Below are 12,680 nucleotides of genomic sequence, written 5' to 3'. Positions count from 1 at the left end.
GAACGCGCCTGCCGGACCGACCCGCACCGGTCACTGGCCGCGTGCGTCGGCGACCACGGCGACGTGGACCAGGGCGCCGGTCTCCTCCAGGGTCATCAGGACCTCGGGGTCGGCGCTGCTGTCGGTGACCAGGTGGGCGATCTCCTCGGGGGCGACGGTGGGCACCATGGTGTCGGCGCCGACCTTGGTGTGGTCGGCCAGCACGATGGTCTCCTCGGCGCAGGCGGACAGGGCCCGGTCGACACCGGCCACCGCGGGGTTGGGGGTGCTCAGGCCGCGGTCGGCGCTGACGCCATTGCCGGACAGGAAGGCGCGGTTGACCCGCAGCCCCGTCAGAGAGGCTTCGGCGGCCGCTCCGACCAGGGCCCGCATGGGCGCGTGCAGGGTGCCGCCGGTCATCATGACCTCGACCCCCGCGGCCCCGGCCAGGACGTCGGCCACCCGCAGGGAGTTGGTGACCACGGTGAGGTCGCCGTGGCCCAGGAGCGCCCGGGCGAAGGCCTCGGCGGTGCTGCCGGGGCCGATGGTGACGGCGTCTCCGGGGCGGACCAGGCGGGCGGCGGTGGCGGCGATCGCGGCTTTCTCCGCGGCGCACTGGCCGCTCTTGCCGGTGTAGCTCTGTTCGTGGCCGATCCGGCCGGGCAGTGCGGCACCACCCCGACGGCGGTCCAGCAGCCCTTCGGCCTCCATCGCGCGCACGTCACGGCGGACCGTGACCTCCGAGGCGCGCACCTTGGCGGCGATGTCCCGCAGGGACATGCTGCCGTTGGCCCGCACCAGTTCCAGGATGCGCTCCCGGCGCTCGGCGGCGAACGCCGGACGGCTCTCCTCGGCCATGGGTACAGGCCCACCCTTTCCGTGTGTGATGCACGGCAGGGGAACCGCGCCGTCCTAGAGTACGGACCGGTCCTCGGTGGACGGTGCGTCGGCCTGCGGTTTCTCCGTCAGAAGGGTCACCAGGATGACCACGGTGAGGGCCACGAGGCCGATGAGCGCTCCGGCGCCGAACAACATGACGACAGACATCTGAGCCTCCAAGGGGGCGGGCTGACCTGCCACTTACCGAATGCCCCGTTTCACCGCGGCTCACACCACCGATCCCCGAAAGATCAGCCACAATGGGGGCATGACCCTCAGCTCCGCACCCCTCGAGTCCACGGTGTGGTGGGCCCACACCTCCGCCGCGAGCGAACGTCTGCTGCGCCTGCTGGACAGCGAGGAACTCGCCCGCCAGTCCCGGTTCCGGCTCCAGGCCGACCGCGACCGCCACCTCCTGGGGCGTTCGCTGGCCCGCCTGGCACTGGCCGAACGCACCGGCTGCGCTCCGGAGAAGGTCACCTTCGACCTGCGCTGCCGTTCGTGCGAGGAGAAGTCGCGGACCGGCGCGGACGGGCACCCGGAGCAGGGTTCGGGGACGGCTGAGCAGGCACCCCACGGAAAGCCGGTACCCACCGGGGCCGCCCGGGGGTGGGAGATCTCGGTGAGCCACTCCGGTGAGTGGGTGGCCCTGGCGCTGGCCCGCGAGGTGCCGGTTGGTGTGGACGTGGAGCGGATCTCCGACGCCCGTGACCTGGACGGTCTGGCCGGGTACACGCTGGCCGACGCCGAGCACGAGCAGTGGCGCGCCCTGCCCGAGCAGGGCCGGGCCGGAGCATTCTTCGGCTACTGGGCGCGCAAGGAGGCCTTGCTCAAGGCGACCGGTCTGGGCCTGTCCGGGGGGCTGCGCAGGGTCTCGGTCAGTCCCCCGCACACCGAGGCGCGGCTGCTGTCCTGGGAGGGCGGCGGCGGACCCGAGACCGCGTGGCTGTCGGACCTGGACCGGGGCGAGAAGTACCGTTCGGCGCTGGCGGTGCTGACCGACCGCCCGGTGGAGCTGGCGGTGCACTCCCCCGAGCGCACCGCCGACCTCCTGCGCGGCTAGCCCTCCTTGGCCAGGTGGCGGCTGATGACCAGGCGCTGCACCTGGTTGGTACCCTCCACGATCTGCAGGACCTTGGCCTCGCGCATGTAGCGCTCGACAGGGAAGTCCCGGGTGTAGCCGTAGCCACCGAAGACCTGGACGGCGTCAGTGGTGACCTTCATGGCGGTGTCGGTGGCCAGGAGCTTGGCCATGGCGGCCTGCTTGCTGAAGGGGCGCCCGGCATCGCGCAGGCGGGCGGCGGACAGGTAGAGCTCGCGGGAGGCCGCGATCTGGGTGGCCATGTCGGCGAGCATGAAGCCCAGCCCCTGGAAGTCACCGATGGCGCTGCCGAACTGGCGGCGTTCGCGGGAGTAGGCGAGGGCAGCGTCCAGGGCGGCCTGGGCCAGGCCCACGGCGCAGGCGGCGATACCCAAGCGACCGGAGTCCAGGGCGGACAGGGCGATCCCGAAGCCCCGACCCTCCTCCCCCACCAGGGCGTCCGCACCGAGTTCGACGTCGTCGAAGAGCACCCCGGCGGTGGGTGAGGAGCGCATGCCCATCTTGTGTTCGGGGGCGGCCGAGCCCAGGCCCGGTGTGTCCGCCGGGACGTGGAAGCAGCTGATGCCGCGGGCGCCCGAGTCCGGAGCGCCGGTCCGGGCGAAGAGCGCGTAGTAGTCGGCCCGGCCGCCGTGGGTGATCCACGCTTTGGCACCGTTGATCCGGTAGCCGGAGTCGGTGCGCTCGGCGCGGGTGGCCAGGGCGGCGGCGTCGGAGCCCGAGGCGGCCTCGGACAGGCAGTAGGCGCCCAGGAGTTCGCCGCCGACCATGGCGGGAAGGTGGGCGGCCTTCTGCTCGGCGGTGCCGAAGGCGGCCAGCGGGTAGCAGGAGAGGGTGTGGACGCTGACGCCCAGGCCCACCGCGAGCCAGCCACGGGCGAGCTCCTCCACGACCTGGAGGTAGACCTCGTAGGGCTGTTCGCCGCCGCCGTACTCGCCCGGGTAGGGCAGTCCGAGCAGTCCGGTCTCGCCCAGGGTGGCGAACACGTCGCGGGGGAAGACGGCGTTCTCCTCGTCCCCGGCCGCGCGCGGGGCGATCTCCTTGTCCACGATCTCCCGGGTCAGCTCCAGGAGCTGTTCGGCCTCGGGTGTGTGCAGCGTGCGTTCGACCGCCATGAACTCTCCCACGGTTGCGCGCCCAGGTGCGCCTTGGACCGACTGACATCACGGGATCGCCGCGAATTTAGTAGGTCGTCCAACTATATGGTGACGCACGGCACCTTATCCCAACAAGCCATACCGGGTGAAAAGCAGGTACGCCTGGACGGGCGGAAGCGATCGGGCCCCGGCCACTGCACGGGATGTGCGACTCGACGCTTATGGCCAGCACATCTGTACACGGAGGCCCTCCGCGCCTTAGATTCCACGCATGGACCTCGAACTCCGCCACCTCCGCACGATCTGCCTCCTGGCCGACACTGGCAGCGTGACCAAGGCGGCCGCCGCGCTGTCCACGTCGCAGCCCGCGCTGACGACCCAGCTGCAGCGGATCGAGCGCGAGGTGGGCGGGCCGCTGTTCCATCGGGGTCGCTCGGGGGTGCGGCCGACCGAGCTCGGCGAGTTCGTCCTGGTGCGGGCGCGCGGAGTCCTGCTGTCGATGGACGACCTGCTGAACGACATCACCGCGCGCGGGGCCTCTCCCAGCATCCTGCGCGTGGGCGGGGTCGGCCCCCTCACCGTGGAGCTGTCCGCGCGCCTGCCGGAGGTCTTCCCGAACGTGCCGGTCCACGTGCGCACCGAGTACTCACCCAAACTGGTCACCGACCTGGTCCGGGCGGGAAGGTTGGACCTGGGCACGACCATGGACTACGTGGACCGTGACCTGCCCTCCGATGGACCGTTGGCCTGGGCGATGCTCGCGGTGGATCCCCTGCACGTGGCGCTATGGGAAGAGCATCCGATGGCGGAGAAGCCGTTCATCCGGTTGGAGGACCTGGCCGAGTGCCCCTGGGCGCTGACCCCGCCCGACGGGACCGGATGGCCCGAGTGCTTCTACCTGGCCTGCCAAAGGGCGGGGTTCAGTCCACAGGTGCCCTATCGGCTGTATGAGCGCTCGGAGATCCGCGATCTCATTGCTGATCGCCGAGCGATCGCCCCCTGCCAGGCTGACTTCGACGCCGGCAACGGCGTGGTGGTCCGCCCACTCGACGGGGCGCCGCTACAGCTCCGCCATTTGTTGGTCTGGAGGCGCGACAGCACCGTGCACCAGGCTTCCGACCGTATCGCCAAGCTGGCCCGCGAGCTCCTCAACCGGAACGAAGTGAAGGAGGCCCCCACTCCGTCGGAGGGAGGGCCCGCCGCCTGAGGTGTTGCGGGGGGGTGGGGTCAGCGCGCCGCACGGTAGTAGTCGATACGGGTTCGCCCGTGGACCAGACCATCAGGCAGTACACGGGCATCCACATGGAGGTGCGCGGCCGCCCTGAGGCCTGACACAGACAGCACCCCCGGACGGGGCGTCACCCACGCGGGTGGCGCCCCGTTCGTCTTCCCTCGTCAAAGGCCCGGCATGGGCGATGGGACAGGGGATGCCGACGGTCCGCGAGAGCCTTTGGGGTTACCGACGGTTGCAGTGGTGAATCACGTTCGTATGATGTTTACCAGTCGGTAACGTACTGGCGAGTAGGAATATCCGTCCCTCGAACCTCTCCCGAGCTACGAAGCCGCTTTCCTCCACGGGCCGACAGGCCTCCCGCTGCGAAGGCACAACCGAGTTCAGGAAAACACCATGCGATCACTGGGAACAGCGGCGGCGGCTCTGGCCGTCGCCCTTCTCGCCGCCTCGTGCGGCGACCCCGAGTCAGCTGATGAAGCCACCGCCGCGGACGACGTCACCATGGGGGTCACCGATGACAGCGTCGTCATCGGCACCCACCAGCCACTCACCGGAGCGGCCTCGCCCGGTTTCGTGCACGTCTCCACGGGGGCGCGCGCCGTCTTCGACTACATCAACGACAACGGCGGCATCCACGGCCGGCAGATCGATTACCGGGTCGAGGACGACGCCTTCGACCCCGCGCAGACCATGGACGTCACGCGCAGCCTGATCAACGACGACGAGATCTTCGCGATGCTGGGCGGTCTGGGCACGCCCACCCACGAGGCCGTCATCGACGACCTCAACGCCGAGGGCATCCCCGACCTGTTCGTCTCCTCCGGGGCCCTGGCCTGGGACCAACCCGAGGAGTACCCCTACAGCTACGGCTTCCAGGTGGACTACTCCAAGGAGGCCAAGGTCCAGGGCGCCTACATCGCGGAGAACTTCCCCGGTGAGGACGTCGGCCTGCTCTACCAGAACGACGACGTCGGCCCCGCCTCGCACTCGGGGATCGAGCAGTACCTCATCGACAGCATCGTTGCCTGGGAGTCCTACGACCCCGGCGTCCCCGAACTCCAGGGGCAGATCGCCGCGCTGAAGGAATCCGGCGCCGACGTCGCGGTCTGCTACTGCATTCCCGCTTTCCTCGGCCTGGCCATCCTCAACGCCCAGGCCATCGGCTACGAGCCGCAGTGGGTGGCGCCCAGTTTCGGCGGCGACGTGAAGATCATCTCCGAGCTCATCGCCGAACACGCCGAGGGCACCCCCGCCGAGGACGTGCCGCCGGAGGCCTTCACCGACGGCCTCATCGTCACCGCGTTCCTGCCGATGGCCGCCCAGACCGACGACCCCTGGACCGCGTTCTACCGCGAGATCCACGACGAGTACAACGATGGCGCCCCCTTCACCGACACCACGGTGTACGGCATGGTGCAGGCGACCCTGTTCGCCCAGCTCCTGATGGAGGTCGGTCCGGACCTGGACCGCGAGACCCTCCTAAAGACCCTGAACGCCCAGGAATGGAGCGGACCGGGCATGGTGCCCTTCGTGGCCACCGAGGACGACCACAGCGGCTACTCGGGTGTGATGGTGGTCCAGAATAATGCCGGCGAGGAGCCCGAGATCCTCCAGGAGCCCCGAATCACCGACAGCGACGGCGGGGAGATCGAACCCTTCGAGCTGGACCGGCCCACCCCGGACGAGGTCCCGCTGTTCGGCGGCGGAAGCGAGTAGCTGAGCTTCAGCAAGCGCAGTGCACGCACCGGGTGAGCCCGGAACGCTCCCGGTGAGACGGGCGCGGGTCAGTTCGGATCCGCGCCCGTCGCGCTTTTCCGCCTCTTGCGCGAACGCAACCACCAGACCAGCGCGATGAGCGCGGCGGCGGCCCCGGTGGCCACGGCGACCGGCAGGCCCAGGTCGATCCCGCCCGTGCCGACCAGGACCAGCGCGACCGTGGCGGGCAGCGACCCGATGGCGGTCCCCAACACGAACGGGACGACCGGCAACCCGGTCAGCCCGAAACCGTAGTTAACCATCTGGTACGGGATCACCGGGATCAGCCGCAGCTGCACCACCGCCAGCAGGGCCCGGCCGCCGACCAGCCCCTCCAACCGGGTCCGCACCGCTTCGGGGAGTCTGCGGGCGAGCACGTCACCGGCCACATACCGGGCAACCGCGAACTGCACGAACGCGGCCAGCACACCACCGGCCAGGGCCAGGACCACCCCCGCGGCCAGACCGAACAGCAACCCGCCGGCGATGTTCAGCGCCGGACGCGGTACCAGCGCCTGCACGGCCAGGGTGTAGGCGGCCAGGTAGACCACGGCGCCCAGGACCCCAGCGTCGGCGGTCCAGGCCCGCACAGTCTCCAGGTCGGGCCCGTGCAGGATCGCCCAGACCAGCAGACCGACCCAGCCCGCGAGCAGCGCACCGCGCCACACCCAACCCCACTTCTTTCCCATTCGCCCCAGGTTAGAGCCCTGCGCGGGGGGTGCGCGGCGGGCTTGGTATCCCCGGGGTCCCTGCGTCAGCCGTGTCCTCCCCGACCATCACCCTTCCCGTTTCTGGTCGGACGGCGGGATCGGCTGGTCGGGGAGGCGCAGGACGAACAGCGCACCGCCGAGCAGGTCGCTGTGCCCGGCGGTCAGGGTGCCCCCGTAGGCCTGCGCGATCTCCCGGGAGATGGGCAGCCCCAGTCCGCTGCCGCCCGGGTCGCGCTCCCTGGATTCCGGGAGCCGCGAGAAGCGTTCGAAGACTCGCTCGCGGTCCTTGACCGGGATACCCGAACCGTCGTCGTGGACCTCCACCACGGCGGCCCCCTGGTGGTGCTGGACGATGATGTCGATGCGGCTTCGGGCGTGGCGTTCGGCGTTGGCCACCAGGTTGGTCAGCACTCGGACCACACGGAGCCGGTTGACGTACGTGTACACCGGCCCGGAAGCGTGCACGAGCACCTCGTCCGACCCACACCTGCCGGAGAACTCCCGCTCCACCAAGGCGGACAGGTCGATCTTCTCGCGCTTCATCGCAATGTCGGTGTCCAGACGGGCCAGCTCCAGGAGGTCGGAGACGATGTTCTCCAACCGTTCGGTGTCAGACAGCAGCCCGGTCAGGAGCCGCTCCCGCGCGCGCTGGTCGGGCTCGGGGTCGGAGAGTTCGACCTCCAGTTTGGTGCGCATGCCCGCGATGGGGTTGCGCAGCTCGTGGGAGGCGTCGGAAACGAAGCGGTGCTGACGGGTGACCGCCTCCTCCAACCGGGCCAGACTGGAGTTGGCGGTGCGGGCCAGGTGGGCGATCTCGTCGTCGCTCTTGGGCACGGGCAGCCTCCGGTGCAGATCGCTGACGGAAAGCCGGTCCATCTCGGCGCTGATCTGTTCCACCGGGCGCAGCGCACGCCCCACCCCGTACCAGATGATGAGCCCGGTGCCGATCAGCAGGGCCACCGAGGTCCCCAGCAGTACCAACTCCAGGATGTTCCCGGCCAGGATCAGCGGTGTACGGGTGGCCGCGAGCACCATGACGTCGTCCCCGTAGGCGGAACCGGTGACCGAGTACCCCACTACCTGAAAGCAGTCTCCGGTGTCGTCACCGGGGACCACACCGCAGGAGACATGGTCGATCCGGAAATCGCCGGGCCCCGGATCATGGTCGGTCAGGGGCGGGACGCCGCGGAGGGCATCGCTGGCGGCCAGGACCTCGTCGGTCTGCCAGTCGACCACTTGCAAGCGCAGGATGGGTTCTGAGGCGGGGATCGGACCGTCGTAACGTTCCGTCATGATGTGCTCGACCACGTGCCGAGCGCCTTCGGCGGACTGGTCCCGCAGTTGGCTCAGAGTGAGCTCACGGATGAGCAGTGCCGAACCTGCGAGGACCACGCAGAGGACCAGAGTGAGCATGGCGACGGCTCCGGCGGTGACCCGAGCACGAATAGTGCGCGGACGCAGGGCGCGCCATGGTCCCCGGGGGTGTTCCTGCCGTTCTGCCACTCCACCATTGTTACTCAGGGCAATAAAAAACTGTCGAATTACCTCCGGTGTGGCGACCGAAGTACGTGAAGGGGGGCAAGATCCCGATCCGGACGATTTACCTCTTCCGAGCAGGCGAGGGCCGTACGGACTGTTCCGTACGGCCCTCGCCCGAGTCGGTTTTATTCGTACGGGTCCGGCGGGTTGGTGACCTCGGTGACCGAAATGGTCTCCATCTCGTGCTGGGCGACCTCGTACAAATCACCCTCCGGCTCCACCCAGGTGCCGCGCACCTTCCACCAGGTGTCGGCCTCCGGCGCCGGGTGGTCGGTGATCAGGATCTTGTTGACCACCGCGTCCGCGGCGCAGCACGCCATCTGGAGCCGGGCCAGGTACCAGCCCTCCCCGTCCTGGTTGGGGACGGCGAACCCGGTCAGTTCGATCTCACGCCCGGACATCTCCCGGTCCTCGTCCACCCAGGCCCGCAGCACGAACTGCTGGATGTCCAGCTCGACCACGTCACCAGGGGCGGCATCGCTGAGGTTGTCGCTGAACCGGGAGGCACCGCGCTCGTCCCGGGGCGGCGGGCCGGACGACCCCCCTGTGCTCTCGACCGTGTACGAGCCCAGCGCGGGCGGAGCAATCACGAACACCGCGATCACCGGCAGCAGGAGCAGCCAGGCCACGGCCGGTGCCCGCGAGTGGTCGTGGCCGTGGTCGTGCCCGGAGCCACCGCCGCCGTACTCCTCGGCGGCCCGCTCCAGCTCGGAGCGCTCCGATCCGTTCTCGTGCGCCCCGATGACGAGGGCTTCCCCTTGGATGGCTCTCTCCGGGACCGCGGGCTCCTCGTCCAAGGCCTGGCTCTCGCCGCGCACCTCGGCCGTGATGACCAGGACGCCGAGCAGGACCATGATGACACCGGTGGCGATCAGGAACGGACCGAAACCCGCCTTGACCCAGTTCAGGTACAGGTCGGTGGGGATCGTGCTGGTCAACGCGGCGGCACCGAGCAACACGAGCGTGAGCCCCTGAGCGATGCGATTCAAAACAGAAGACCTCCGATCAGGAACGTGCAGAGCAGACCGACCACCAGGCAAATCGGTGCGAACCGGATGACGAACCGCCACCCGAACACTCCAGCCTGCAAGGCGATGAGCTTGAGGTCCACCATGGGTCCGACCACCATGAAGGCGAGCTGCGCGGTGGGGGAGAAATCGGTGAGGCTGGCCGCGACGAAGGCGTCGGCCTCGGAACAGATCGACAGGATGATCGCCAGCAGCGCGAGCACCAGAACCGAGATCACGGGCGCATCGGCCACAGCCATCAGCCAGGCGCGGGGCACGATCACGTTGAGGGTCGCAGCGGCGGCGGCACCCACCACCAGGTAGCCGCCGGCGTGCATCATGTCGTGCAGCATCGACTCGCGGAAGACCTTCAACTTCGAGGCCCCGGGGGCATGCGTGCGCGCGGGCAGCCGCAGCCACTCCGTACGACCGAACCGCACCCAGATCCACCCGACCACCACGCACGCCAGCAGAGAGGCCACGAACCGGGCCAGCACCATCTCAGGTTGTCCGGCGAAGGCCACCGCGGTGGCGATCATGACGATCGGATTGATGGAGGGTGCGGCAAGCAGGAAGGTCAGCGCTACGGCTGGTGCCACACCCCGCTTGATGAGGCTTCCCGCGATGGGCACGGAAGCGCATTCACACCCTGGAAGCAACACACCTGCGGCACCCGCCACAGGCACGGCGCGACGGGGGTTGTCGGGAAGGAACCTGCGGTAGAACGAGGCTGGCACGAACGCGGTGAGCCCGGCGGAGAAGGCCACCCCGAAGACGAGGAAGGGCAGAGCCTGGAAACTGATCGCGGTGAAGATGGTCATCCAGGCGAGGAAGGCCTGGCTGGTCAGTTCGTCGCTGAGCCAGGCGTGAGCCATGGCCATCGCCGTGATGAAGAGGGCGAACAGCCAGACCGTTCCGGTTCTGCGAGAGCTCTTCTCCCGCCCCCACTCCGCGGGGGGTAGTTCGTCTGCTCGGTTGTCCCAGCCGCCGGCGATCGAGTCACCGAGCGAGGCGTCGGGATCAGGCGTGGATCCACGCTCCGATGCGGTCCGTTCGGACACAGGGGCACTCCGTCGGGTTCGGTTGGGGACTTTTCGCATAGTAACCGAAAATGATTTTCGCTTGGGTCGTGAGCAGCCGACCTGGGGACAACCAGGGGTGGATCCGCACATGAGACGGCGGCCAAGCGTGATTCAAGCCACCTCAGGCAGCGGCCACCGGTGTCCCTGGCGTGTGCGGGCACGGAACCGAGAACGACGCCACCACCGCCGCCGCCGGTGGAGACGCTCCCCGGGCCCCTTCCACCGCGTGGTCGCGGCCGGCCTCAACGAAACAACCATCGAGTGGTACGACTTCTTCCGTCCCGGCGATCCTGGCCGTGACGATGACCGATGGCGCCTTGCTCGACCAGGGCTGGCGCATCCAGTTCCTGCTGTCCGGGATCTTAGTCTTCGTCCGCCTGTGGATCCGCCTGGCGGTGAGCGGGTCCAAGGTCTTCGAGAGGGCCTCCCAGGAGGCCGCCGCGACCCAGGGGACCGAGCGGGCACCCGTCCTGGAGGTGCTCCGCCACCACTGGCGCAAGACCCTCGTGGCGGTGGTGTACCAGGGGTACCGACCTGGCCGCCGTTCCCAAGGGCGGGGTCCCGGCCGAGCCGCGCTCCTGACCGCCCCGCCCCGGCCGCGTTCCTAGTCGTCCCGGCCCGGGCCCCGGCCGGGTTCGGGGGCCGGGCCCTCGTCACTCGAGGCACCGGTGGCGGTGTGGTCCCAATCCGCGTCGTGCATGCCCTCGCCGCCGTCCACCACCGGATCCTCCTGCGGTGCGGGGTCACCGGCTGCGAGGCCCTCGGACCGGTCCACCGCCTCGGGCAGCGGACCGGTGGCCTCGCCCCAGCAGTGGACGTTCTTCAGGTCCGGCATCTTGGCCAGGGTGAACTGCGGGTCCAGGCCGTTGCGCAACTGTCGGGTGTAGTCGGCCAGCAGGCGGAAGGCGATCGTGGACAGCGGAGCGATGGCCACCAGGTTGACGGCGGCCATGACACCCATGGAGACGTCGGCGAAGTTCCAGACCACGGTCAGCGGAGCGATGGAGCCCAGGAAGACGGCGGCCAGGACCGCGCCGCGGAAGTAGGTCATGTGCCGGTGTGTGGCGTCCAGGAACTGGAGGTTGGACTCGCCGTAGTAGTAGTTGCCCAGCACCGAGGTCCAGGCCAGCAGGAACAGGATGACCGTCAGGGCGTGGATCGCCCAGGCGCCCAGCGAGCTCTGGAGCGCCATCTGGGTGACCACGATCGGTGCCAGCTCCGTGTCGAACTCGGTGCCGTACAGGAGCACGATGAACGCGGTCACCGAGCAGACCAGCCAGGTGTCGAAGTACACGCCCAGACTCTGCACCAGGCCCTGCTTGGCCGGGTGGGAGACCGAGGCGGTGGCACCGGCGTTGGGCGCCGATCCCAGACCGGCCTCGTTGGAGAACATGCCGCGCCGCAGGCCCCACAGGATCGCCGTGCCCACACCGCCAGCGGCGACCTCACGGAACCCGAAGGCGTGCGCGAAGATGCTGCCGAAGACCCCCGGGACCGCTTCGATATTGATGATGACCACGGCGACGCCGAGCAGGATGTAGAGGATGGCCATCAGCGGGACCAGGCCCTGCGCGACCGTCGCGATACGCCGCACGCCACCAAAGATGACCGTGGCGGTCAGACCCACCAGGCCGAGGCCGATCAACGCGTTGACCCACAGCCCGCTGGGCCCGTCGAACTCCCCGAGGGTGGTCCCGATCGCACCGGTGATGCTGTTGGCCTGTACGGAGTTGAAGATGAGGCTGAAGGTCACCGTGATGATGACAGCGAAGAGCACGCCCATCCACCGGCGTTCGAGACCGTAGAGCATGTAGTAGGCGGGGCCGCCGCGGAAACCGCTGCTGGTGCGCACCTTGTAGAGCTGGGCGAGAGTGGACTCGACGAACGACGCGGCGCCCAGCACTGCCGCCATCAGCCACATCCAGAACACCGCCCCGGGGCCGCCCAGCATGATCGCCAGGGTCACGCCGACGATGTTGCCCGTCCCCACCCGGGAGGCCGCAGAGAGCGCGAAGGCCTGGAAGGCGGAGATCTCCTTCTTGCCGTCGGGCGCCAGTCCGGGGCTGCTGCGCAGGACGCGGAACATCTCCGGGAGCAGACGGATCTGGACGAACCCCGACCGCACGGTGAAGTAGATGGCCAGGATGACCAGGAGCGGGATGAGGAAGAAGGTCCAGAAGAAGTCGTTGAGGGCGACCAGGATGTCGTTGAGGACGGTCACGCGTTCCCCTTCAGGCGGCGTGTGGTCCCGCGTGCGGGATCGGGGTTTGCGGACAACTGTCCTCGTCAGAAGGGATTT

Annotated in this window: 12 protein-coding genes; 4 read left to right on the top strand and 8 right to left on the bottom strand. The window is 69.1% G+C overall.

Annotation, left to right across the window (positions count from 1 at the left end):
* Positions 1-30: 30 nt before the first annotated feature.
* Positions 31-837: a DeoR/GlpR family DNA-binding transcription regulator gene (locus tag D457_RS0113075; protein WP_017581115.1), complete on the bottom strand. Its 807-nt coding sequence runs from the start codon at positions 835-837 to the stop codon at positions 31-33.
* A 54-nt stretch (positions 838-891) separates the two neighbouring features.
* Entirely contained in the window at positions 892-1,026 is a 135-nt protein-coding gene (locus D457_RS37490) for a hypothetical protein (protein WP_017581114.1), read from the bottom strand.
* Positions 1,027-1,126: 100 nt separating this feature from the next.
* Between D457_RS37490 and D457_RS0113065 the strand changes: the two genes are divergently transcribed.
* On the top strand, positions 1,127-1,921 hold the full coding sequence (locus tag D457_RS0113065; RefSeq protein ID WP_017581113.1) for a 4'-phosphopantetheinyl transferase family protein: 795 nt from the start codon (positions 1,127-1,129) through the stop codon (positions 1,919-1,921).
* Here the strand turns inward: D457_RS0113065 and D457_RS0113060 are convergent.
* Positions 1,918-3,072, bottom strand: a complete 1,155-nt coding sequence (locus D457_RS0113060; protein ID WP_017581112.1) for an acyl-CoA dehydrogenase family protein — start codon at positions 3,070-3,072, stop codon at positions 1,918-1,920. The genes D457_RS0113065 and D457_RS0113060 overlap by 4 nt on opposite strands.
* Before the next feature lie 253 nt (positions 3,073-3,325).
* On the opposite strand from D457_RS0113060, the gene D457_RS0113055 reads away from it, so the two are divergent.
* On the top strand, positions 3,326-4,261 hold the full coding sequence (locus tag D457_RS0113055; protein ID WP_017581111.1) for a LysR family transcriptional regulator: 936 nt from the start codon (positions 3,326-3,328) through the stop codon (positions 4,259-4,261).
* Between the two features lie 420 nt (positions 4,262-4,681).
* A complete protein-coding gene (locus D457_RS0113050) occupies positions 4,682-6,004 on the top strand; it encodes an ABC transporter substrate-binding protein (RefSeq protein WP_017581110.1) in 1,323 nt (440 codons plus the stop codon).
* Positions 6,005-6,072: 68 nt separating this feature from the next.
* Here the strand turns inward: D457_RS0113050 and D457_RS0113045 are convergent, their stop codons facing one another.
* From D457_RS0113045 to D457_RS0113030, 4 genes are all read right to left on the bottom strand, one after another.
* A complete protein-coding gene (locus tag D457_RS0113045; protein ID WP_026116606.1) occupies positions 6,073-6,732 on the bottom strand; it encodes a TVP38/TMEM64 family protein in 660 nt (219 codons plus the stop codon).
* A gap of 87 nt (positions 6,733-6,819) precedes the next feature.
* Positions 6,820-8,256 (bottom strand): sensor histidine kinase, encoded by a 1,437-nt coding sequence (locus D457_RS0113040; protein WP_026116605.1) that lies wholly within the window; start codon positions 8,254-8,256, stop codon positions 6,820-6,822.
* A 161-nt stretch (positions 8,257-8,417) separates the two neighbouring features.
* On the bottom strand, positions 8,418-9,281 hold the full coding sequence (locus D457_RS0113035) for a TIGR03943 family putative permease subunit (protein ID WP_017581107.1): 864 nt from the start codon (positions 9,279-9,281) through the stop codon (positions 8,418-8,420).
* A complete protein-coding gene (locus tag D457_RS0113030; RefSeq protein ID WP_017581106.1) occupies positions 9,278-10,360 on the bottom strand; it encodes a permease in 1,083 nt (360 codons plus the stop codon). The genes D457_RS0113035 and D457_RS0113030 overlap by 4 nt, the downstream gene beginning before the upstream one ends.
* Before the next feature lie 323 nt (positions 10,361-10,683).
* Between D457_RS0113030 and D457_RS0113025 the strand changes: the two genes are divergently transcribed.
* On the top strand, positions 10,684-10,989 hold the full coding sequence (locus tag D457_RS0113025; RefSeq protein WP_204367452.1) for a hypothetical protein: 306 nt from the start codon (positions 10,684-10,686) through the stop codon (positions 10,987-10,989).
* Here D457_RS0113025 and D457_RS0113020 read toward each other — a convergent pair.
* A complete protein-coding gene (locus tag D457_RS0113020; protein WP_017581104.1) occupies positions 10,986-12,602 on the bottom strand; it encodes an alanine/glycine:cation symporter family protein in 1,617 nt (538 codons plus the stop codon). The genes D457_RS0113025 and D457_RS0113020 overlap by 4 nt on opposite strands.
* Between the last annotated feature and the right edge of the window lie 78 nt (positions 12,603-12,680).

This window comes from Nocardiopsis valliformis DSM 45023, from assembly GCF_000340985.1.
Classification (GTDB): domain Bacteria; phylum Actinomycetota; class Actinomycetes; order Streptosporangiales; family Streptosporangiaceae; genus Nocardiopsis; species Nocardiopsis exhalans.
This window is presented reverse-complemented; position numbering and strand designations above follow the sequence as displayed.